Annotated in this window: 18 protein-coding genes; 12 read left to right on the top strand and 6 right to left on the bottom strand. The window is 73.2% G+C overall.

What is annotated here, in order from left to right:
• Nucleotides 1-312: 312 nt before the first annotated feature.
• Nucleotides 313-1,683 (bottom strand): APC family permease, encoded by a 1,371-nt coding sequence (locus tag ACY0MR_RS13685; RefSeq protein ID WP_388794084.1) that lies wholly within the window; start codon nt 1,681-1,683, stop codon nt 313-315.
• 54 nt (nt 1,684-1,737) lie between these two features.
• On the opposite strand from ACY0MR_RS13685, the gene ACY0MR_RS13680 reads away from it, so the two are divergent.
• Nucleotides 1,738-2,799 carry a 4-hydroxy-3-methylbut-2-enyl diphosphate reductase gene (locus tag ACY0MR_RS13680; protein WP_404079180.1) on the top strand — a complete coding sequence of 354 codons (1,062 nt, stop codon included), beginning with the start codon at nt 1,738-1,740 and terminating at the stop codon, nt 2,797-2,799.
• A gap of 30 nt (nt 2,800-2,829) precedes the next feature.
• Nucleotides 2,830-3,570, top strand: coding sequence for a polyphosphate--glucose phosphotransferase (gene ppgK / locus ACY0MR_RS13675; RefSeq protein WP_361854914.1), 741 nt, complete (start codon nt 2,830-2,832; stop codon nt 3,568-3,570).
• Between the two features lie 155 nt (nt 3,571-3,725).
• Here the strand turns inward: ppgK and ACY0MR_RS13670 are convergent, their stop codons facing one another.
• Nucleotides 3,726-4,265, bottom strand: coding sequence for a DUF6542 domain-containing protein (locus tag ACY0MR_RS13670; protein WP_388794087.1), 540 nt, complete (start codon nt 4,263-4,265; stop codon nt 3,726-3,728).
• Nucleotides 4,266-4,630: 365 nt separating this feature from the next.
• Here ACY0MR_RS13670 and ychF point away from each other — a divergent pair, with 365 nt between their 5' ends.
• Nucleotides 4,631-5,719, top strand: a complete 1,089-nt coding sequence (ychF, locus tag ACY0MR_RS13665; protein ID WP_318209007.1) for a redox-regulated ATPase YchF — start codon at nt 4,631-4,633, stop codon at nt 5,717-5,719.
• 201 nt (nt 5,720-5,920) lie between these two features.
• Here the strand turns inward: ychF and ACY0MR_RS13660 are convergent, their stop codons facing one another.
• On the bottom strand, nt 5,921-6,550 hold the full coding sequence (locus tag ACY0MR_RS13660; RefSeq protein WP_404079176.1) for a DUF6000 family protein: 630 nt from the start codon (nt 6,548-6,550) through the stop codon (nt 5,921-5,923).
• Nucleotides 6,551-6,898: 348 nt separating this feature from the next.
• Here ACY0MR_RS13660 and ACY0MR_RS13655 point away from each other — a divergent pair, with 348 nt between their 5' ends.
• Both ACY0MR_RS13655 and ACY0MR_RS13650 read left to right on the top strand, forming a co-directional pair.
• Nucleotides 6,899-9,547: an AfsR/SARP family transcriptional regulator gene (locus ACY0MR_RS13655; protein ID WP_473560910.1), complete on the top strand. Its 2,649-nt coding sequence runs from the start codon at nt 6,899-6,901 to the stop codon at nt 9,545-9,547.
• Nucleotides 9,548-9,682: 135 nt separating this feature from the next.
• Nucleotides 9,683-10,471, top strand: a complete 789-nt coding sequence (locus ACY0MR_RS13650; protein ID WP_361854924.1) for a DUF4232 domain-containing protein — start codon at nt 9,683-9,685, stop codon at nt 10,469-10,471.
• A 13-nt stretch (nt 10,472-10,484) separates the two neighbouring features.
• On the opposite strand, the gene ACY0MR_RS13645 is transcribed toward ACY0MR_RS13650, so the two are convergent.
• Nucleotides 10,485-11,621, bottom strand: coding sequence for a pyridoxal-phosphate dependent enzyme (locus ACY0MR_RS13645; RefSeq protein WP_403312218.1), 1,137 nt, complete (start codon nt 11,619-11,621; stop codon nt 10,485-10,487).
• 175 nt (nt 11,622-11,796) lie between these two features.
• Between ACY0MR_RS13645 and ACY0MR_RS13640 the strand changes: the two genes are divergently transcribed.
• A complete protein-coding gene (locus ACY0MR_RS13640) occupies nt 11,797-13,368 on the top strand; it encodes a S8 family peptidase (protein WP_388793158.1) in 1,572 nt (523 codons plus the stop codon).
• A gap of 160 nt (nt 13,369-13,528) precedes the next feature.
• Here ACY0MR_RS13640 and ACY0MR_RS13635 read toward each other — a convergent pair whose 3' ends face one another.
• On the bottom strand, nt 13,529-13,858 hold the full coding sequence (locus ACY0MR_RS13635) for a hypothetical protein (protein ID WP_473560907.1): 330 nt from the start codon (nt 13,856-13,858) through the stop codon (nt 13,529-13,531).
• Nucleotides 13,859-14,064: 206 nt separating this feature from the next.
• Between ACY0MR_RS13635 and ACY0MR_RS13630 the strand changes: the two genes are divergently transcribed.
• On the top strand, nt 14,065-15,243 hold the full coding sequence (locus ACY0MR_RS13630; protein WP_473560905.1) for a DUF4190 domain-containing protein: 1,179 nt from the start codon (nt 14,065-14,067) through the stop codon (nt 15,241-15,243).
• A 184-nt stretch (nt 15,244-15,427) separates the two neighbouring features.
• Here ACY0MR_RS13630 and ACY0MR_RS13625 read toward each other — a convergent pair whose 3' ends face one another.
• Entirely contained in the window at nt 15,428-16,765 is a 1,338-nt protein-coding gene (locus ACY0MR_RS13625; protein WP_404079165.1) for a glycoside hydrolase family 18 protein, read from the bottom strand.
• A 402-nt stretch (nt 16,766-17,167) separates the two neighbouring features.
• Here ACY0MR_RS13625 and ACY0MR_RS13620 point away from each other — a divergent pair, with 402 nt between their 5' ends.
• From ACY0MR_RS13620 to ACY0MR_RS13600, 5 genes are all read left to right on the top strand, one after another.
• Entirely contained in the window at nt 17,168-17,920 is a 753-nt protein-coding gene (locus tag ACY0MR_RS13620) for a GntR family transcriptional regulator (protein ID WP_361855558.1), read from the top strand.
• Nucleotides 17,921-18,078: 158 nt separating this feature from the next.
• The gene (locus ACY0MR_RS13615) at nt 18,079-20,061 is read left to right on the top strand and encodes a purine-cytosine permease family protein (protein WP_473560903.1); all 1,983 of its coding nucleotides are present in this window, start codon (nt 18,079-18,081) and stop codon (nt 20,059-20,061) included.
• A 154-nt stretch (nt 20,062-20,215) separates the two neighbouring features.
• Nucleotides 20,216-20,395, top strand: a complete 180-nt coding sequence (locus ACY0MR_RS13610) for an SPOR domain-containing protein (protein WP_361855564.1) — start codon at nt 20,216-20,218, stop codon at nt 20,393-20,395.
• 40 nt (nt 20,396-20,435) lie between these two features.
• A complete protein-coding gene (locus tag ACY0MR_RS13605; RefSeq protein ID WP_473560901.1) occupies nt 20,436-20,888 on the top strand; it encodes a (deoxy)nucleoside triphosphate pyrophosphohydrolase in 453 nt (150 codons plus the stop codon).
• A gap of 144 nt (nt 20,889-21,032) precedes the next feature.
• The gene (locus ACY0MR_RS13600; protein WP_361855570.1) at nt 21,033-21,455 is read left to right on the top strand and encodes an ATP-binding protein; all 423 of its coding nucleotides are present in this window, start codon (nt 21,033-21,035) and stop codon (nt 21,453-21,455) included.
• Nucleotides 21,456-21,547 lie beyond the last annotated feature (92 nt).

The following is a 21,547-nucleotide window of genomic DNA, read 5'->3' as shown; positions in this document are numbered from 1 at the left end:
GTAACCGCGCGGTACGACAACGTCAGGGGTGCGCGTACGCCGCCGCGAGCCGGGAGCCCGGCCCGAGGGCGACCGGACGGGCCGCGGTCGGCCCCGCGGCCAGGGGGGGGGCGGTGGGCTTCCGGAGGGTCCTCCGGCGGCCCGCCACGGCGTCGCCGTCGGGCGTCCGGCGTGGGGCGGGCGGGCTTCCGGACGGCTCTCCGTCGTCCCGCCGCGGCGTCTCGGCACGACGAGACCGTTCGGCGATCCCGGCCATCGGTCCCGCCCGAGGCCTGCCGAGGCCCCCCGCACCAGGGCCCTTCCGCTCGCCGCTCAGCGTCCCGCCGGGGTCCTCGTGGCTCCCTGGACCGCCAGGACGACCAGGCCCACGCCCAGCCACACGACACCCACCACCTGCGCCTCCACCGAGGCCTCCACGATGACCGCGACCAGGATCGCGGCACCGACCACGGGCAGCACGACGTGCTTCAGCCAGTGCGGCGGCCCCTCCGCCCGCCGTACCGCGAACCAGCCCACCACGCTCGCGTGCAGCAGGACGAAGGCCGTCAGCGCGCCCACGTCGACCACCGACACCAGGTGGTCGAGACCGTCGTCCCGGCGCGCCGCCCACACCGCCGCGATCATCGTCACCGTCGCCGACACCAGGAGCGCCACCCGCGGCACGCCCCCGTCCGTCCGGGCGAGCAGGTGCGGCAGGCGCCGGTCGCGGCCCATCGCGAAGAGGAGCCGGCCGCCCGCCGCCTGCCCCGCGAGCGCGGCGAACGCCGCGCCGATCGCCTTCGACACGGCCACGAGGTCGTGCAGCCAACCGCCCACCCCGCTCTCGACGGCGTCGTAGAAGGCCGACCCCTGCTTCCCCGGATCGGCCGCGAGCTCGGCCGAGGAGACCGGTTCGAGCAGCGCCACCAGCCAGGTCTGCGCGATGAACAGGACACCCGCGAGGGCCAGGCAGAACATCAGCGCCCGCGCCACCTTCGCCGAACCGCCCGTGACCTCCTCGGCGAAGGAGGCGATCGCGTCGAAGCCCAGGTACGACAGGACGGCCACGGACACCGCGCCGATCACCGCGGCCAGGGAGAACGACAGGTCGCCGGTCACCGGCGACCACCAGTCCCGCCGCGCCCCGTCCTCCGCGAGCGCCACGATCGCCGAGACGACGAAGACGAGCAGGACGACGATCTCCATCGCGAGCACGGCGAAGCCGACCCGGGCCGCCGCCCGTACGCCCCAGAGGTTGAGCAGCGTCGTGAGGACGACGGCGATCCCGGTCCACACCCACCGGTCGACCTCCGGGACCAGCGCCTCCATCGCGATGCCCGCGAAGAGGTAGGCGACCGCCGGGATCAGCAGGTAGTCGAGCATCGCCATCCAGCCGGCGATGAACCCCGGCCCCTCGCCGAGGCCCTTGCGCGCGTACGTGAAGACGGACCCGGCCTGGGGCGCGACCCGGACCATCTGCGCGTAGCTGAAGGCCGTGAACGCCATGGCGACCGTGGCCACGACGTACACGAGCGCGACCGCGCCGCCGGACTTCGCGTCCAGCGTGCCGAAGACGCCGACGGGCGCCATGGGGGCGATGAAGAGCAGTCCGTAGACGACGAGGTCCCGGAACCCGAGGTTCCGTCGAAGTCCCGTGTGTTCCGTGTCTTCCCCGCGCGCCGCCACCTGCGATTCCTCGGCCATGGCGACAGTTTCGGCCACGCCGCCGATCAAACCGCTCACCGACGCGGCCTTACGATGGGACGCATGACTGCAACGCCCGCGTCGACGCCCGATTCCGCCTCCGCGACGAACCGCCCGAAGCGTGTCCTGCTCGCCGCTCCCCGCGGCTACTGCGCGGGCGTGGACCGTGCCGTGATCGCGGTGGAGAAGGCCCTGGAGCAGTACGGGGCCCCGATCTACGTCCGGCACGAGATCGTCCACAACAAGTACGTCGTCCAGACCCTGGAGCGGAAGGGCGCCGTCTTCGTCGACCAGGCGACCGAGGTGCCGCCGGGCAACATCGTGATGTTCTCCGCGCACGGCGTCGCCCCGACCGTCCACGAGGAGGCCCGCCAGGGCCGGCTCGCGACCATCGACGCCACCTGCCCGCTGGTCACCAAGGTCCACAAGGAAGCCGTCCGCTTCGCCAACGAGGACTTCGACATCCTCCTCATCGGCCACGAGGGCCACGAGGAGGTCATCGGCACCTCCGGCGAGGCCCCCGACCACATCCAGCTGGTCGACGGGCCCGGCGACGTCGCCAAGATCGAGGTCCGTGACCCGTCCCGCGTCGTCTGGCTCTCCCAGACCACGCTCTCGGTCGACGAGACGATGGAGACGGTCGACGCGCTGAAGGAGAAGTTCCCGCAGCTGATCTCCCCGCCCTCGGACGACATCTGCTACGCCACGCAGAACCGCCAGATCGCGATCAAGGAGCTGGCCGGCCAGGCCGAGCTCGTCATCGTCGTCGGCTCGAAGAACTCCTCGAACTCGATCCGCATGGTCGAGGTCGCCAAGCAGGCCGGCGTCCCCGCCGCCTACCTGGTCGACTTCGCCAGCGAGATCGACGAGGCCTGGCTGGAGGGCGTCACCAGCGTCGGCCTCTCCTCCGGCGCCTCCGTCCCGGACGTCCTCGTGCAGGAGGTCCTGGAGTGGCTCGCCGAGCGCGGCTACGCCGACGTGGAGATCGTCAAGACGGCCGACGAGTCCCTGACCTTCTCGCTGCCCAAGGAGCTCCGCAACAAGGACCTGCGGGCCGTGGCCGAGAGGCTCGGCGCGGGCGAGCCCGCCGAGCCCGCCGCGTCCGCCAAGGAGTAACCGGGCACCCCAGCCCGTACCGTGGATTCCATGAACGTCTTCGGAGTGGACATCGGCGGTTCGGGCATCAAGGGCGCCCCCGTGGACCTGGAACGGGGCGCGCTCACCGAGGAGCGCCACAAGGTACTGACCCCGCACCCCGCCACACCCGACGGTGTGGCGGGGTGCGTCGCGGAGGTCGTGGAGCACTTCGGCTGGACGGGACCGGTGGGAGTGACCTTCCCGGGCGTGGTCACCGGCTCGACGATCCGCACGGCGGCGAACGTCGACAAGTCGTGGATCGACGTGGACGCGGGCACCCTCCTGAGCGAGCGCCTCGGCGGCCTCCCGGTGACCGTCCTGAACGACGCCGACGCGGCGGGCGTCGCCGAGATGACCTTCGGCGCCGGCCGCGGACGCAAGGGCACCGTCATCATGCTGACCCTCGGCACGGGCATCGGCTCGGCCCTCTTCGTCGACGGCCGCCTCGTGCCGAACACCGAGCTGGGCCACCTGGAGCTCAAGGGCCACGACGCGGAGACGCGGGCGTCGACGAAGGCCAAGGAGGACGAGGACCTCAGCTGGGAGCACTGGGCGAAGCGCGTACGGAAGTACCTGGCGCACGTGGAGATGCTGTTCTCGCCGGAGCTCTTCATCATCGGCGGCGGGGTGAGCCGCAAGGCGGACAGGTTCCTGCCGCTGATCGAGGGCGTCAGGGCGGAGATCGTCCCGGCGGAACTCCAGAACAACGCGGGCATCGTGGGGGCGGGGATGGCGGCGGGCACGGCGTAGGGGACGGGCCCCGTCACCTGTGTACGGCCTGGTGAGGGAGTGCCGAAGAACTCGGCGTACGGGTCTCCCCGTCCTTGGCCCCGGCCCCCGGCTTCTGGCCCCCTGGTCCCTGGTCCCCGACTCCCCGGCCCGCGGGCCGGGCAGGTGGTGTCCCCCTAGGCGACGGGGCGGCGGCGCGGAGTCCGGCCCGAGCCGGGGGTGCGTCCGCCGGGGCCGGGCGCCTCACCGGCACCCGCCGGGGTCCCGGAGCCTCCGGCGGTCGGCCCGGCCGAGGAGCCCGAGGACCGGACCTGGTGCTGGCGGCGGCCCATCTCCCGCACCTTCCGCACGCTGGCGATGAGCCCCGCGACGAGGGTCCCGCCGTACAGCCAGCCGGCGTGGACGGCGAGGGCGGTCACGACGGCCATCGCCTGGCCGCCGAAACCGCCCGTGCCGCCCGCGATGGGGACGACGCCGACGGCGAAGGCGATGGGGACGCAGATGGGGGCGGTGACCAGGTCGGCGGTCCGGACCCAGAGCGCGGTCAGGGCGCTGACCGGCAGGAACAGCAGCCCGTAGACGACGGGGGAGCCGTCGAGGAGCAGGCGGTCGAGGAAGCCGAGCGTCAGCATGACGGCGGAGGCGAAGAGCCCGGCGCCGAGGCCGGTCAGCCGCGGCTGGGGCAGGCGCCGCAGCGCGAGGACGACGGGCGGCACGGGCCGGCCCGAGGGCTGCCCGGCAGCTGCGCCGGGCGCCCCGGCGCGCTGGACGCGGGGACCGTCGGGGCCCCGCCGGGTCCGGCCGGTCACCCGGTACACGGCCGCGCCCTCCACGAGCGCGGCGGGCGGGGCGACGGGCGGCGTGACGGGGGTTTGCGGCCGTCGGCGGCCTTGCGGCTGACTTGTCCTGTGCTGCTCCACTCCACCAACGTAGGTCGGGAAGGGGCGGGAACCGGGTCCGGGACACGCCCTTTGGGTGACCTTGCCCCCGAGAACGACCGAAGGTCGGCGTCACTGGCCGGTTCGGCCCGCCCGTAAACTGGGGGATCGGCCCACCATCCACACTTCAGGAAGTCGCCACCGTGTCGCTCACGATCGGAATCGTCGGTCTGCCGAATGTCGGCAAGTCGACCCTGTTCAACGCCCTGACCAAGAACGACGTGCTGGCGGCCAACTACCCGTTCGCCACGATCGAGCCCAACGTCGGCGTCGTCGGCGTCCCCGACGCCCGGCTCACCAAGCTCGCGGAGATCTTCTCCTCGCAGCGGATCCTCCCGGCCACGGTCGACTTCGTCGACATCGCGGGCATCGTCCGCGGCGCGAGCGAGGGCGAGGGCCTCGGCAACAAGTTCCTCGCGAACATCCGCGAGTCGGACGCGATCTGCCAGGTCATCCGCGCCTTCAAGGACGAGAACGTCGTGCACGTCGACGGCAAGGTCTCGCCGAAGGACGACATCGAGACGATCAACACGGAGCTGATCCTCGCGGACCTCCAGACGATCGAGAAGGTCCTGCCGCGCCTCCAGAAGGAGATGCGGATCAAGAAGGACACGGCGCCCAAGGTCGCCGCGGTCGAGGCCGCGCAGGCGATCCTGGAGAAGGGCGACACGCTCTTCTCGCAGGGCATCGTGCAGGGCTCGGAGAAGGCGGAGCTCCTCCACGACCTGCACCTGCTCACCACCAAGCCGTTCCTCTACGTCTTCAACGTGGACGAGGACGAGCTGACGGACGACGCGTTCAAGGCGGAGCAGAGCGCCCTGGTCGCCCCGGCCGAGGCGATCTTCCTGAACGCGAAGCTGGAGCAGGACCTGGCGGAGCTGGACGAGGAGGACGCCATGGAGCTCCTCCAGTCGGTCGGCGCCGAGGAGCCGGGCCTGGCGACCCTCGCCCGCGTGGGCTTCGCGACCCTGGGCCTCCAGACCTACCTGACGGCCGGCCCCAAGGAATCCCGCGCCTGGACGATCAAGCAGGGCGCGACGGCCCCCGAGGCGGCCGGTGTCATCCACACCGACTTCCAGAAGGGCTTCATCAAGGCCGAGGTCATCTCCTTCGCCGACCTGGTGGAGACCGGCTCGGTAGCCGACGCCCGCTCGGCCGGCAAGGCCCGCATGGAGGGCAAGGAGTACGTCATGCAGGACGGCGACGTGGTGGAGTTCCGCTTCAACGTCTGACCCGCCCGGCGACAGGCCGCCCGCCCCGCTGCGCAGCAGGGCGGGCGGCCTTTTCGCGTCCCTGCGGGGTCCGAAGCGCGCGGGAACCTCCGGTGTGACGCGTGTCCGGCCGCGACCAGGTGCGGTCACGTGTCGTAGACGGTGGACCGGTGTCCCACATGCACGACCCAGACCACCAGCTCTTCGCGGTTCCGGGGGCCGCTACCTCCGCCTCCAGCCGTTCGCGAAGTCGCACTGGAGGTCCGTCCAGCGGTGTGCTTCGGCGGGGGTGTGGCCGGGATGGCCGAGGCGCTGTGCGCCCTTGACCCACTCGTCCCAGAGGCCGTCGGGCTCCGTGAAGCGGTCGGCGTGGTGGGTGCCGAGGTGGGCGTCGAGGCGGAGGAGGGCGCCGAGGGCGGAAGGCTGGTCGTAGGGGAGGTCCGTGCGGGGGAGGTAGTGGTCGAGGTAGGCGGTGAGGATCTCGGCGTCGGCGTGGGTGCCGAAGCGGGCCAGGGCGAAGCAGTAGGCGCCGCCGGAGTAGCAGACCTCGCTCGCCAGGAGCAGGTCGCCGACACGGTCACGGAACCGTTCGCGGCGGTCGACGCCGATCAGCCAGGCCGCGGTGAGCCGCGAGCGCCACTCGTACGCGAGGAGGGCTGCCAGTTCCTCGTCGGTGATCGCGGCGGCGTCGGTCAGCAGGTGCCGGGTGAAGCGGGTGGCGTGCCACCACCGGGGGCTCAGGAACCGCGCGCTGTTCAGTACGAGATAGCGCGGGAGGCCGCCGTACGTCCTCGTCACATAGCCCTCGACCACATGGCCGTGGCCGGTCTCCTCGGGGTGCTGGGACGGCATCGGTATCACCTCTCCGGGGACGGTTCGGGACGGGCGGCCCGCGGTGGCGTCCCGTGACGGCATACTTCCAGCCGGAATCGCCGTGGGGACGATGCGGGGTCGCGAAGCCGGCCGAGACCCCGGTGCTGCGCGCGGACGCCGTTCGGCGGATCGAGCGGCTGCGGGCGCGGGTCGTCGGCGGCGCGGAGGAGCCCGCCGAGGACCCGGTGCGGGAGGAGCCCGCCGAGGACCCGGTGCGGATTCGGACGACGAGGGCGGGATCGGGGATCTCCACGTCACTTCGGGCACCTCCACCCCACGTATCCTCGACTGCTGGGAAATCGGGGGACGTGTCGCGGAGGTGTACTGGTGGAGTTCCGGCTGCTCGGCTCCGTTGCGCTGGTGACGGAGGACGGGGACGTGGCCCTGGGACCCGCCAAGCGGTCCAGCCTGCTCGCGATGCTGCTGCTGCGTCCCAACACCGCGGTGAACGTCGGCCGGCTGATCGACGCGCTCTGGGAGGAGGAGCCGCCCACCCACGCCAAGACCGTGCTCCAGGGGCACGTCTCGCGGCTGCGGGCGCTGCTCGCCGAGCACGGCGCGGAGGCGTACGGCGTCGAACTGGCCACGCAGGGCTCGGCGTACGTGCTGCGGATGCCGGAGTCGCTGGTGGACGCGCACCGCTTCGAGGAGCTCGTCGCGCTCGCCGGGGTGCAGCGGCGGCCCGCCGACACCGTGCGGATGCTGCGTGAGGCCCTGTCGTACTGGCAGGGGCCCGCGCTCACCGGCACCGTGCACAGCCGCCCGCTGGAGGCCGCCGCCGGGGAGCTCGAAGAGCTGCGACTGGCCTCCGTGGAGTCGCTGGCGGAGGCGTACGGGGAACTCGGCGAGCACGCCAGGGCCGCCGCCGTGCTGCGCACCGAGGCCGTCGCCCACCCGCTGCGGGAGTCCCTCGCCGCCGCGCTGATGCTGGCCCTGGGCCGCTCCGGACGGCAGTCGGACGCGATCGACTGGTACCACCGCACCCGGCGGCTGCTCGCCGAGGAACTGGGCGTCGACCCCGGCGAGACGCTGAGCGAGGCGTACGCCACCCTGCTCCGCTCGGCCGCGCCGCCCGTTACCGCGCCCCGGCCCGTCGTGCCCGCCGCCGCCCCGACGCCGGAGGGGCTGCCGCGGGCGCCGCGCGGGTTCACCGGGCGCGGTGCCGAACTCGCCGCGCTCGACCGCGCGGTGCGGGGCGGCGACGGGCCCGTCTGCCTGGTCACCGGGCCCGCCGGCGTCGGCAAGACGGCCTTCGCGGTGCACTGGGCGTACGAGCGCCGGGACGACTTCCCCGACGGGCGGATCTTCGCCGACCTCCGCGGCTTCAGCGACACCCCGGCTCCCGAGACCGCCGCCGTCCTCCGGGAGTTCCTGCTCGCGCTCGGCGTGCAGCCGCAGCGGATCCCGGAGGCCGTCGAGGCCCGCGGCGCCCTGTTCCGCTCGCTGACCGCCGGCCGCCGGCTCCTCGTCCTGCTCGACAACGCCCGCTCCTCGGAGCAGGTCAGACCCCTGCTGCCGGGCGGCGACCACTGCACCACCCTGGTCACCAGCCGCGACCGGCTCGGCGGCCTCATCGCCTCCGACGCGGCCCGGCCGGTACCGCTCGGCCACCTGCCCCCGGCCGACTCCGCCGCCCTGCTCACCACCGTCCTCGGCGAGACGCGGGTCGCCGCCGAACCCGCCGCCGCCGCACGGCTCGCCGGACTCTGCGACGGCCTCCCGCTCGCCCTGCGGGTGACCGCGGCGCGGCTCGCCGAGCGCCCCCGGTGGACGCTGGACGAGATGGTCGGCGAACTCGCCGACGAGCAGGGCCGGCTGATGCTCCTCGACGTCGAGGACCGGGGCGTCTCCGCGGCGCTGCGCCTGACCGTGCAGCAACTGCCCGAGTCCGCGGCCCGGCTGTTCCGGGCGACGGGCCTGCACACCGGCTCCGATCTGGACCGGTTCGCGGCCGGCGCGCTCGTCGGCACGTCCCCGGGCCAGGCCTCCGCGGACCTGGACCGGCTCGCCGCCGCCCATCTGCTGACCGAGTCCGTCCCCGGCCGCTGGACGCCGCACGACCTGGTCCGGCTCTACGCCCGCCACGTCTCCGCGGACGCCGACCCCGAGGGCCTGCGCCGCCTCCTCGACCACTACCTGTACACGGGGCTCGCGGCCGACGCCGCCGCCGAGCCCGGGTCCCAGCCCTGCTACTCGCTGCCCGCCGACGCCCGTCGGCCCGCCGCGACCCGCGAGTTCGAGGACCGTACGGCGGCCCTCGACTGGTACGTGGCCGAGCGCGCCGCCCTGGAGGGCGCCGTCGCCACCGCAGCCGCCCTCGGCCTGCACGACCGGGCCTGGCGGCTCGCCCTGGTGCAGTGGCCGCTGATGCTCCTGCGGATCGGGGACGGCTGGACGCCCCTCCTGGAGGCCGGCCTCGCGTCGGCGGAGCACGTGGGCGACTTCGACGCGCAGTCGCGGACCCGGGCGCTGCTCGGCTGGATCCTGCACGAGGAGGGACGGGACGCCGAGGCGCTCGTCCACCTGGAGAAGGCGCCCGGGCTCGCCGCACGGGCCGGTGACGCGATCAGCGAGGCCATCGCGCACGTCAACCACGCGGCCGTCCTGGACGCGACGGGGGAGCACGAGCGGGCCGGGCTGCTCATGGTGCACGCCGTCTCCCTGGCCGACCGCACCGGCCATCCGTCGACCCAGGTGCTCACGCTCCACCACCTGGCGGGCCACTGCATGAAGGCGGGCGACTACGAGGCGGCGCTCGCGCACACCCTTCGCGCCGCGGAACTCGTCGCCCCCGACGCGGTGGTCGTCCGGGCCCAGCTGCAGATCGTCAAGGGCGAGGCGCTGGCCGCCGTCGGCCGCCTCGACGAGGCCGCCGACCAGCTGGAACGCGCGATCGCGGCATCCGACGCGGCCGGTTTCACCGAGGGTTCGGCGCGCGCTGCGGCGGGTCTCTCGCGCCTGTCAGCGGATCGTTAGCGGCACGCAAGCGGGACGGCAGCGCGGGGCCGGAAGCTGGATGCAGCACCGAGTACACGGAGTACCCGGAGCCGCCGCCGGGGCCCTCGCCCCGGCGTACCGCACCGATCGACCGCTTCACGGGGGAGAACCTTCATGCGCACCCACCGCACGTCCACCATCCTGGCCGCCGCCGCCGTCACCGCCCTCTCGCTCGGCCTGACGGCCTGCGGCGGCGCCGCGGACACCGGCGCGAAGGACGCGGGCAGCGCGAGCTCCTCGCAGACGGCGGGCGCCGCCGACCAGGGGACGGCCGAGGCCGGCGGCACCGCCGACCAGACCGCCGCGCAGAGCGGCTCGGGTTCGGCCGGCACCTCGACGACGGCCGGCGGCACCTCCACGACGGCGGGCGGCACCTCCGGCGGCAGCGGTACGAAGGCGTCCACGGCCGGGTCCACGGGATCCACCGGGTCGTCGAAGGGCACCTCGGCCGGCGGTACGAGCTCCGCCAAGGCGCCCGCCTGCGCCTACGGCGACATCCGGATCACGGCGGCGAAGGCCGACGAGGTCCCGACCGAGCACATCGTCCTCACCGCCACCAACACCTCCGGCAGCGCCTGCACCCTGCTCCAGTACCCGCTGATCGCCTTCGGCCCGATCCAGACGGCCAAGGACGTCCCGGCCGTCGCGAAGAGCAGGCCGGCCGCCCCGGTCGTGCTGCAGCCCGGCGCGCCCGCGTACGCCAACGTGCGCGTCTCGCTCGGCGGCACCCACGAGGACAACAAGGTCGTGCGGAGCTTCAACGTGAACCTGTTCGCCGCCGAGGGCCCGGCCGAGGGCAGCATCGTCGTCAAGGCCCCCGCGGGCGGCCTGGCCGTCGCCGAGGCCGCCGCGAAGACGGGCTACTGGACGCCGCAGCTCCGCAACGGCGCCGACGAGTTCTGAGCCCGGCCGCCGGTCAGTGCGCCAGGCCGGTCTTGGCGCCCGCCCCGCACAGCGGCACCACGGTGAGTCCGGGCCTGCGCGCGGCGGCCCGGACCGCCGCCCAGCAGGCCACGCCGGTGGACTCGACGAAGAGGCCGCGCCCGGCCAGCTCCCGCTGCGCCGAGCGGATCTGGTCCTCCGTCACCGTCAGGAACGTGCCGCCGGTCGCCCGGACCGCCCGCAGGATCTGGTGGGCGCGGGGCGGCGCGGGGATCGCGATGCCCTCGGCGAGGGTGGGGCGCGCGGGGGCCGGCCCGAGGAGTTCGTCGGCGCCCGCGTGGAAGGCCGCGGCCAGCGGGGAGACGGCCTCGGCCTGGACGGCGACGAGGGCCGGGAGGCGGTCGACGAGGCCGTTGCGGTGGAGCTCGTCGAGCGCGAGGGCGGCGCCGAGCAGCAGGGTGCCGTTGCCGACGGGGACGACGACGGTGTCCGGGAGGCGGCCGCCGAGCTCCTCCCACAGCTCGTAGACGTAGGTCTTGGTGCCGTGCAGGAAGTACGGGTTGTGGACGTGCGAGGCGTAGAAGGTGCCGGGCTCGTCGGCGGCCGCCCGCGCGGCCCGGGCCGTGGCCTCGCGGTCGCCGGGCACCTCGACGACCCGGGCGCCGTGCGCCCGGATCTGCTCCAGCTTCTTGGGGGAGGTGCCCTCGGGGACGTACACGAGGGCGTCGAGGCCGGCCCGCGCCGCGTAGGCGGCGATCGCCGTACCGGCGTTCCCGCTGCTGTCGGCGACGATCCGGCGGAGGGTGCCGTTCCGGGCGAGGCGGAGGGCGTGGGCGGCGAGCATCACCGCGCCGCGGTCCTTGAACGACAGGGTCGGCATCAGGAAGTCGAGTTTGGCGGAAACCGATCCCTCCTCCCCTTCGAGGAGGGGGACGAGCGGGGTGCGGCCCTCCCCGAGCGTCACCTCCGGCGCGTACGGCATCGGCGGCAGCGCCTCCTCGTAACGCCACAACGAATTTCGTCGTGACGCGAGTGACGGGAGGGAAACCGGGCCGCCGGTGAACTCCAGGTCCCACGGGCCACGGCACTTCGGACAACACCAGGTGAGGGCGTCGGTGGGCGAGTCGACACGGCAGCGGGGGCAGAGGTAGGAGGTCATGACGATCAGCATGTCAGCCGTGTGGCGCGGGTGTTGCGGGGTGCCGACAGCTCTTGTGGGATTCCTATGGATCAGTCAACCTTTCGCTCGGCAGCCGGATGTACGAGGCGGTGTGGAGCCATATCGCTTTGTCATGTCCCTGCTAATCCCCCACAGCGACGCACCACCAATGAGGAGGACCCCTCACATGTCAGTGATGCGTGAATCACGGCGTCGAATCGCCACCGCCGCGGCCGTCGCCGTCACCGCCCTCACCCTCGGCACCCTCTCCGCCCTCCCGGCCGCCGCCGCGCCGGCCGCCCCCGAGGGCGTCATCGAGAACGCCGGGGCCGAAGGCACGATCGCGGGCAGCTACATCGTCACCCTCGACGAGTCTGCGCCGGCGGAGACGGCCAAGGGCCGTGCCGTGGCCGCCCGGTTCGGCGCGAAGATCGAGCGGACGTACACCTCGGCGATCAACGGCTACGCCGTCGAGCTCTCCGAGGCGCAGGCGCGGAAGCTGGCGGCCGACCCCGCCGTGGCCTCCGTCGTCCAGAACCGCGTCTTCACGGTCGACGGCACGCAGCCGTCCCCGCCGTCCTGGGGCCTGGACCGGATCGACCAGCGGGCCCTGCCGCTGAACCAGAGCTACACCTACCCGGACTCCGCGGGCCAGGGCGTCACCGCGTACATCATCGACACCGGCGTACGCATCACCCACAGCGACTTCGGCGGACGCGCCTCGAACGGCTACGACGCCATCGACAACGACAACACCGCGCAGGACGGCCACGGGCACGGCACCCACGTCGCCGGCACGGTCGCGGGCACCTCGTACGGCGTCGCGAAGAAGGCGAAGATCGTCGGCGTCCGGGTGCTCAACAACCAGGGCTCCGGCACGACCGCGCAGGTCGTCGCGGGCATCGACTGGGTCACCCGGAACGCCGTGAAGCCCGCCGTCGCCAACATGAGCCTCGGCGGCGGCGTCGACAGCGCCCTCGACACGGCCGTCCGCAACTCGATCGCCTCCGGCGTCACGTACGCGGTCGCCGCGGGCAACGACAACGCCAACGCCTCCAACTACTCGCCGGCCCGCGTCGCCGAGGCCATCACCGTCGGCTCGACCACCAACACCGACGCCCGCTCCAGCTTCTCCAACTACGGTTCGGCCCTGGACATCTTCGCCCCGGGCTCCTCCATCACCTCGTCCTGGAACTCCAGCGACTCCGCCACCAACACCATCTCCGGTACGTCGATGGCGACCCCGCACGTCGCGGGCGCCGCGGCCGTCTACCTGGCCGGCAACCCGACGGCCACCCCGGCCCAGGTCTCCACGGCCCTGACGACCGCCGCCACCCCGAACGTCGTCACCAACCCGGGCTCCGGCTCCCCGAACCGCCTGCTCTACGTCGGCGGCGGCACCACCACCCCGCCCGGCCCGAAGTTCGAGAACACCGCCGACTACGCCATCGCCGACAACGCGACCGTCGAGTCCCCGGTCACCGTCAGCGGCGTCAGCGGCAACGCCCCCGCCGCGCTCCAGGTGCCGGTGAACATCGTCCACACCTACATCGGCGACCTCCAGGTCCAGCTGATCGCCCCCGACGGCTCGGCGTACACGCTGAAGGCCTTCGGCACCGGCGGCAGCACGGACAACATCAACACCACCTACACCGTGAACGCCTCCTCGGAGGTCGCCAACGGCACGTGGAAGCTCCGGGTCACGGACAACGCGAACGCCGACACCGGCAAGATCGACGCCTGGGGCCTCCAGTTCTGACCCCGACCCCACCGGAACACCACGCGTGACACGAGGGGGCGGTCGCCCGAGGGCGACCGCCCCTTTCACCCTGCACCGGACGGCCGGCCGCCATGCGCCCGGTCCGCGGCCGGTCCGCACCCGGTCCGCGGCCGGACCCGGGGGCGTCCCCGTCCCGGACTCAGCGGCTCCCGTCGCTCACGTCGCCCACGTCGCCCACGTCGTCCTCGTCGTCCTCGTCGTCGTCCCAGCCCGTGACCTCGTCCTCCTCGAACGGCAGAGGGTCCGCGACCCAGCCCGCCGACAGGACGAGGCGCGAGGTGCGGTGGACGGCCAGGAAGCCGAAGGGACGGTCGAGGTCGACGTCGACCGAGCGGACCCGGTACGACCGTGACGGAGCTCCGCCGGCCACCCCCGAGGCCGCGACGGAGGCCGCCTCGAAGCCCCGCGCGCGGAACCGCGCCACGGCCGCCTGCCGGGCACCCTCGACCGCCAGCGGTCCGTCGCTCACCCCGGGAAGGGGCGCCGGATCGGCGCGGCCCGCCGCCGTGAGCCCGAACAGCCCTGCGCGGGTCGGTGAGGCGGTTGACCGCCCGTACCGTCGCCGCCGGGATCGCCGGAGTCGTCCCCCGCATGCCGTCCCCTCCGTCCGGCCGCGTACGATGCGCGACCGATCATTTGTTCGCGTCGTTCGCCCCGAACAGGAGCACCGTACCCGTGGAGCCGACCCCGCCGACCCCACCGTCGCCGCCCCCGCACGGCGGTCCGCAGCAGGGGAGTTGGCCCGCGCCGGGGCCGTACACCTCGCCGGGGATGCCGTACGGGGCGGGGCCCTACGCGGGGGCGCCCGGGGGAGTGCCGTACGGCATGCCGGCCCGGCGGACCACCAACGGGCTCGCGATCGCCTCCCTGGTCTCCGGCATCGTCTGCTGCCTGCCGCCCCTCGGGTTGGTCCTCGGGCTCGTCGCCCTGCCCCGGATCAGGAAGCGGGACCAGGCCGGCAAGGGGCTCGCGGTCGCGGGCATCGTCCTGTCCGCCCTCAGCTGCCTGCTGCTCGTGACCGGCATCGCCACCGGTGGCCTCGGCGCCTTCTGGGGCGGCTTCAAGGAGGGCGTGGAGGAGGCGTCCCGCTCGAAGTCGCCGTTCTCGCTGCGGACCGGCCAGTGCTTCACGCCGGACGGCGAGCTGGAGGCGTACGCGACGGACGTCACGGTCGTCGACTGCGCCCGCCCGCACATCGGCGAGGTCACCGGCGGCTTCGAGGTGACCGGCTTCGACACCTGGCCCGGCGAGGACGCGATCGACGAGATCGCGCAGAAGCGCTGCGAGACGGTCAACGGCGGCTACGCCCTGGACACCTGGGCCGTCCCCAAGGACGTCTGGCTGTACTACTACCTGCCGAGCGCCCAGAGCTGGCGGCTCGGCGACCGGACGGTGACCTGCGCGTTCGCCGCCGAGAAGAAGCCCTTCAGCGGCTCCGTCCGCTCCGACGCGAGCAGGCTGACCGACCACCAGGCCGCCTTCCTGAAGGCCGTCAACCCGATCGAGACGGTGACCTACCGGGAGCCCGAGGAGGACCCGGACGAGGACTTCACCGCCAACAGGGCATGGGCCTCGGAGCTGCTGGCGGCGATCGAGACGGCGCGCGCGGGGCTGGACCGGCGCACCTGGCCCGCCGCCGCGGCGCCCTCCGTCGCGGCGCTCCGGAAGGACCTGGGAGCGGCGTCGAAGCAGTGGCTGAAACTGGCGACGGCGGCCGACGCGGAGGCCTACTGGGAGGCGTACGACCCGGCGTGGGAGGCGCTGCCCGAGGACCTGGGGGCGGACGCGCGGACGGCGCTCGACCTGACCGGCACGCCCCCCGTGGACGCCGTGGGCGAGGGGCCCTCCGTCTGACGCCGCACACGGGAAACGGGGCCGGACCTCCTTCGGGAGGTCCGGCCCCGTCGTGTGCGGACCGGGCGGTGGTCCGGGGAGCGGCGGCCCGTGACCGACCGCCGCCCCCGGTCCACCGCGAGCGGCGGGGCCGGTCCGCGGCCAGGGGGCCCGGCCGTCGCCGTACGGCGGCCGGGCGGGCGGGTCAGCGCCGGGTCAGGCCACGGTCGATGGCGGTGATCAGCTCCCCGTCGGGGGTGTCCCCGTCGAGCGACCAGATCATGGCGCCGCCGAGCCCGTTCTGCCGTACGTAGGACGCCTTGGTGCGGAGCACCGTCGGGTCGTCGTACGTCCACAGGTTGGTGCCGTCGAAGAGCCAAGCGTGGCCGTTCCGGTAGTCGCGGTGGAGCTTGTACGTGCCCGACGCGGCCAGCTTCTTGAGGTGCTTGTAGTCCTCCGAGCCCGCCACCCAGGTCGCGGGGGCGGGGCCGGTCGCCGGCTGTCCGAGGCCGTCGCCGCCGCCGGTGACGCCCGTCCAGCCCTGGCCGTAGAACGGCATGCCGACGACCAGCTTGTGGGCGGGCGCGCCGCGGCGCAGCCACGCCTTGACCGTCTGGTCGACGCTGAAGTCGTTCTTGGCGAAGAGCGCGGACTGCTGGGCGGTGGTCTTCTCGCCGGAGACGTGGAAGTCGTAGCCCTGGAGGTTCACGAAGTCGAAGTCCCGCATGATCGTGGAGACCTCGAAGCCCGCGTCGATCTTGGCGGGTGCGGTGGGCACGTACGCGCTCAGCTCGTAGTGCTTGCGCTGGGCCTTCGGCAGCGAGCGGCCGTAGGCGTCGAGCTGGGTGCGGAACTCTCGCACGAGCTTGGTGAAGTTGGGCTTGTCCTCGGGGCGGATCACGTTCCCGGGGGCGCCCTCCGAGCCGGGCCACTCCCAGTCGAGGTCCACGCCGTCGAAGACCCCGGCCGCGGCTCCGGCGCCGCCGCGGGCGCCGTCCACGGGCAGGTTGCCCTTGATGTACGTGTCGATGCAGGAGGCGACCAGGGCCTTGCGGCCGGCGTCGGTGCGCACCGCGTCGGAGAAGTGCGCGGAGCCGGTCCAGCCGCCGAGCGAGATCATGACCTTGAGACCGGGGTTCGCGGCCTTGAGCTCGCGCAACTCGTTGAAGTTGCCGGCCAGCCGCTGGTCCGCGGTGTCGCCGACGCCGTCCACCGAGGAGGCCGCGTCGACCGGGCGCACGTAGTCGGCCCACGGGTCGGAGCCGGGGGCGTTGCCCATGAGGCACTTGCCGTCCGCGCCGATGACGCCGAAGGCGTAGTTGATGTGGGTGAGCTTGGCGGCGGTACCGCTCGTCTTCAGGTCCTTGACCTGGAAGTTCCGTCCGTAGATGCCCCATTGGGTGAAGTAGCCGATCCGCTTCAGCTCGGGCTTGTGCCCGGACGGCTGGTGCGCGTCGGCGGTGGGGGCCAGGGTGGCGAGGAGACCGAGGGTGGCCGCGGCGGCCGCACCGAAGGTCAGCTTGGTCATGGCTCTGGGACGCATGGGCTCGTTCCTGTGCGAGGCGGGATGGCGCGTGCGGTGGAGCGTGCGGGACGGCGCGGACGGCAGGGGGCGTGCGCGCCGTGGAGCGTGTGTGCGGGGGTGGAGCGTGTGTGCGGGGGTGGAGCGGGCGTGCGGGGGTGGAGTGGGCGTGCGTGCAGCGCGGAGTGCGCGCCGGATGGCGTGCGTGCGGTGCGGGTGCGTCGTGCGGGTGTGCTGGCAGGAACGTATTGGTCTGTACCAATGCGGGTCAAGAGGGTCGACGCCGTCTATCCGGGGTGACGCTGCGCAGCAAGAGGTGTGAGCTCGGAGTCATCACTTCGGGTGAAACTTTGGCCCATGCTTGCGGATCGCGACCGACGGTTGCCAGGCTGTAGCTGTCAGTCAACCTGAGGGGAGTGTCCAGTGACGTTCGGTGAGCAGCCCGCCTATCTGCGCGTGGCGAGCGATCTGCGGGAGAAGATCGCGAACGGCTCGCTTCCCCCGCATACCCGCCTCCCCTCGCAGGCACGCATCCGCGAGGAGTACGGGGTGTCGGACACCGTCGCGCTGGAGGCCCGCAAGGTGCTCATGGCCGAGGGGCTGGTGGAAGGGCGCTCCGGCTCGGGCACCTACGTCCGCGAGCGCCCGGTGCCGCGCCGGATCGCGCGCTCCGGCTACCGCCCCGCGTCGGGCGCCAGCCCCTTCCGGCAGGAGCAGGCGGCCGAGGGGGCCCGCGGCACCTGGGAGTCCAGCAGTGAACAGGAGCCGGCGAGCGCCGAGGTGGCCGAGCGGCTCGGCATCGAACCGGGGGAGCGCGTGATGCGCACGCGGTACGTGTACCGGGACGGCGGCGAGCCCATGATGGTCGCCACCTCCTGGGAGCCGCTCGCCGTCACGGGCCGGACGCCGGTCATGCTGCCCGAGGAGGGCCCGCTCGGCGGCTGCGGGGTCGTCGAGCGGATGGCCGCGATCGATGTCGTCGTGGACAACGTGGTGGAGGAGGTCGGCGCCCGGCCGGGCCTCGCCGAGGAACTGCTGGCGCTCGGGGGCGTGCCCGGCCATGTCGTGATGGTCGTGGAGCGCACGTACTACGCCTCGGGCCGGGCCGTCGAGACGGCCGACGTCGTCGTCCCCGCCGACCGCTACCGCCTCTCGTACCACCTGCCGGTGCGGTGACCGTTCAGCGGGCCACGCCGTCCGCGCGCCGTGACCCCGAGTTAACGGCCCGTCAAGTCGCGTAACCCCGACGCAACCGCGCGCCGCCGCCGTCCGTCACGCGCGGCTCCTACCTTCCTCGTCCGTACCCGCGAGCCGGTCGGACGACAGGAACCCTCATGACGGACACGGTCACCACGCCCACCCCGGAACCGGGCGGGGCCCTCACCCCCGCCCCCGGGCCCGGCGGAGTCCTTGCGCCCACCCCCGAGCCCGGCGGCGCCGGGCCCACGCCCGAACCGGACGACGGCACCGCCCCCGCGGCGGGCGGGAGCACCACGGCCGCGGCGGACGGGGGCACCGCAGCCGTGACGGACGACGGCACCGCCCCCGCGGCGGGCGGGAGCACCACGGCCGTGACGGGTGGGAGCACCACAGCCGTGGCCGGCGGGGGTGCCGCAGTCGCGGCGGGCGGGGGTGCCGCCCCGCCGGCCGCCGGCCCCCGGCGCAGCTACGCCAAGCTGGCCGCCGACGAGAGCCGCGAGGACTACTCGCTGCGCTACGCCCCGCACTCCTTCCGGCGCTGGTCGCCCGGGACCGTGGCGGGCACCGCGCTCGGCGGCATCGCCTACCTCGCCGACTTCGCGATCGGCGCCTCGATCGTCTTCACCTACGGCTTCGGCAGCGGACTCGCCTCGATCCTCACCGCCGCCACGCTCATCTTCCTCACCGGCATCCCCATCGCCCGGGCCTGCGCCACCTACGGCCTGGACATGGACCTGATCACCCGCGGGGCGGGCTTCGGCTACTTCGGGTCGACGCTCACCTCGCTGATCTACGCCTCCTTCACCTTCATCTTCTTCGCCCTCGAAGGCTCGATCATGGCGCAGGCCATGCACCAGGCCGTGGGCCTGCCGGTCGAGATCGGCTACCTCGTCACCACCCTCATCGTCATCCCGATCGTCTTCCGCGGCATGGGCGCCCTGGCCAAGGTGCAGGCCTGGACCCAGCCGGTCTGGATCGTCGGCATGGTGCTGCCCTTCGTCGTCCTGGCCTTCGAGGCCCCCGACGCCTGGGGCGCCTTCGCCTCCTTCGGGGGCACGGAGGGAGCCGGCGCGGGCTTCTCCTGGATCGGCTTCGGCCTCGGCACGGGCGTCGCGCTCTCCCTGATCGCCCAGATCGGCGAACAGGCCGACTACCTGCGCTTCATGCCGGCCAAGACGAGGGCCACCAGGCGCCGCTGGAACCTCGCCGTGCTCGCCGCGGGTCCCGGCTGGGTCGTCATCGGAGCGGCCAAGCAGCTCGGCGGCGCCTTCCTCGCGTTCGTCGCCCTGGAGGCCGTCGGCAAGACCCACGCCCTGGAGCCGATCGCCCCTCAGATCGAGGCGCTCAAGCCCTGGCTGGGAACCTTCGCCCTGCCCGCGGCCGCGCTCTTCGTGATCGTCTCCCAGGTGAAGATCAACGTCACCAACGCCTACAGCGGCTCGCTGTCCTGGTCGAACTTCTTCTCCCGCGTCACCCACCGGCACCCCGGCCGCGTCTGGTACATCTTCCTCAACCTCGCCATCGCCCTGACGCTGATGGAGATGAACATGTTCGCGGCCCTGAACAAGCTGCTCGGGTTCTACTCCAACGTCGGCATCGCCTGGATCACGGCCGTCGCCGCCGACCTCGTCATCAACAAGCGGGCCGGCTGGAGCCCCCCGTACATCGAGTTCAAGCGCGCCTACCTGTACGCCGTGAACCCGGCCGGCTTCGGTGCCATGGTCATCGCCTCCGCCGTCTCCATCCTCGCCTTCTTCGGTGTCTTCGGTACCTACGCGCAGGCCTTCTCCACCTTCATCGCCGCCGGTCTCGCCCTGGTCCTCTGCCCCCTGATCGCCTGGGCGACCAAGGGCCGCTACTACCTGGCCCGGCCCAACACCGTGAACGGACCGGCCGCCGGGACCGTCGACGAGCGCGCCACCCACACCTGCGCCGAGTGCGAGACCGCCTACGAACTCCCCGACATCGCCGACTGCCCGGTGCGCTCCGGCCCGGTCTGCTCTCTCTGCTGCTCGCTCGACGCCACGTGCGGCGACGCCTGCCGGAAGGAGCCCGAGGCCGCCGGCCCGGTCCTGATGCCCGTGCCGACCGTGCCCGGAGCCGCCCCCGCCGCGTGACTTCGGCCTCCCTCCGTCGGTTCCCGGCCGATCCGTATCTCTTTGTGCAATCCCGTATCCGCTGTGTGAAGGTCAGGCGTAAGCTCCGGCATATGCGGATTGCGGTTTCACGGAGATCCTCAACGGCGCCCGGACCGGCGGAGGGAGAAGCCTGATGACCGAGAGCGGCCCTGTCCTCGCCTGGCTCGTCATTCGGCAGGACGACAACGGCAACCGCTACCGGGTGGGGCGGTACGCGACCGAGGACGAAGCACGGAAGATCGCGGACAGCCTCGACGCCCGCGGCCACAAGCAGCTCTACTGGGTCGAGCGCATCGGCAGCCCCGCGCTCTGAGCCCGACGGACGACGGCGGGGCCGGGCTACGCTCGCGCCCATGACCGAACGCACCACCGACCCCGCCGCGCCCCGCGAACCCGACGTGGTCGTCGTCGCGGGCGCCCTGTTCCACCGGGGGCGGCTGCTCGCCGCGCGCCGCAGCGCCCCCGTCGAACTCGCCGGCCGCTGGGAGCTGCCCGGCGGCAAGCTCGAACCCGGCGAGAGCCACGAGGAGGCCCTCGTCCGCGAACTGCGCGAGGAGCTCGGAGTCGAGATCGAGCCCGGCGAGCGACTCCCCGGAGAGTGGCCCCTCAAGCCCGGATACGTCCTCCGGGTCTGGACCGCCCGACTGCTGGCCGGCGAACCCCGCCCGCTGGAGGACCACGACGCCCTGCGCTGGCTCACCCGCGCCGAGCTGGACACGGTCGACTGGCTCGACCAGGACCGCCCCGCCGTCGCCGAGGCCGCCCGGAGACTCCCGGCGACACCCGTCGCGGGAGCGCGGGACTGAACTTTCTACGCCGTTCGTGCCACCGTGCGCCCGCTGCTGCGCCCAGCGCGATATCACGCCCCATATTCCGGGTATGTCCTGAATGACCCGTTGAATGAGGACGTGGGCCTTCCTGCTGACGCACGGCTGGGGAAGTGATCGGGTGTGATCGACACCGACGGCGACCGCGCCGAGTGGAACTTCCCTGCGGAGGCGAACGCCGTGCGCACGGCACGCCACGCCGTACGCGAGACGCTGCGGTCCTGGGACCTCGACGCGGCCGTCGGGGACCTCACCGTCCTGCTGGTCAGCGAGCTGGTGACCAACTCCCTCCGGTACGCGTCCGGACCGATCGGCGTGCGGCTGGTCCGCCCCCGGCCCGACGGCGCCGACCCCGCCCACCGGCCCGGGCTGCTGGTGGAGGTGTCCGATCCGCTTCCGGATCCGCCCACCGCGCGCGCCCCGGGACCCGAGGACGAAGGGGGCCGCGGACTCGGTCTGGTGGCCTGTTCCGCCCGCCGCTGGGGCACTCGTAAAGGAAGGACCGGCAAAACCGTATGGTTCGAGCTGGCTCTCCCTGGTGAGTAAACAGGGTGGGACAACGATCACCGGCACTCGGCGCGAGGCGAACGAGACCACCCTGTGATCGTGAACGTCGTACCGCCGGAGCCCGCCGTATT

It is taken from the genome of Streptomyces sp. JN8 (assembly GCF_055808075.1).
This window is presented reverse-complemented; position numbering and strand designations above follow the sequence as displayed.

Coding starts and splice junctions, on each gene's coding strand:
- ACY0MR_RS13625 (WP_404079165.1), bottom strand. CDS start 16,765: ATGCGTCCCAGAGCCATGACCAAGCTGACCTTCGGTGCGGCCGCCGCG.
- ACY0MR_RS13660 (WP_404079176.1), bottom strand. CDS start 6,550: ATGCCGTCCCAGCACCCCGAGGAGACCGGCCACGGCCATGTGGTCGAG.
- ACY0MR_RS13610 (WP_361855564.1), top strand. CDS start 20,216: ATGACCGAGAGCGGCCCTGTCCTCGCCTGGCTCGTCATTCGGCAGGAC.
- ACY0MR_RS13605 (WP_473560901.1), top strand. CDS start 20,436: ATGACCGAACGCACCACCGACCCCGCCGCGCCCCGCGAACCCGACGTG.
- ACY0MR_RS13680 (WP_404079180.1), top strand. CDS start 1,738: ATGGGACGCATGACTGCAACGCCCGCGTCGACGCCCGATTCCGCCTCC.
- ACY0MR_RS13650 (WP_361854924.1), top strand. CDS start 9,683: ATGCGCACCCACCGCACGTCCACCATCCTGGCCGCCGCCGCCGTCACC.
- ACY0MR_RS13685 (WP_388794084.1), bottom strand. CDS start 1,683: ATGGCCGAGGAATCGCAGGTGGCGGCGCGCGGGGAAGACACGGAACAC.
- ACY0MR_RS13615 (WP_473560903.1), top strand. CDS start 18,079: ATGACGGACACGGTCACCACGCCCACCCCGGAACCGGGCGGGGCCCTC.
- ppgK (WP_361854914.1), top strand. CDS start 2,830: ATGAACGTCTTCGGAGTGGACATCGGCGGTTCGGGCATCAAGGGCGCC.
- ACY0MR_RS13645 (WP_403312218.1), bottom strand. CDS start 11,621: ATGCTGATCGTCATGACCTCCTACCTCTGCCCCCGCTGCCGTGTCGAC.
- ACY0MR_RS13640 (WP_388793158.1), top strand. CDS start 11,797: ATGTCAGTGATGCGTGAATCACGGCGTCGAATCGCCACCGCCGCGGCC.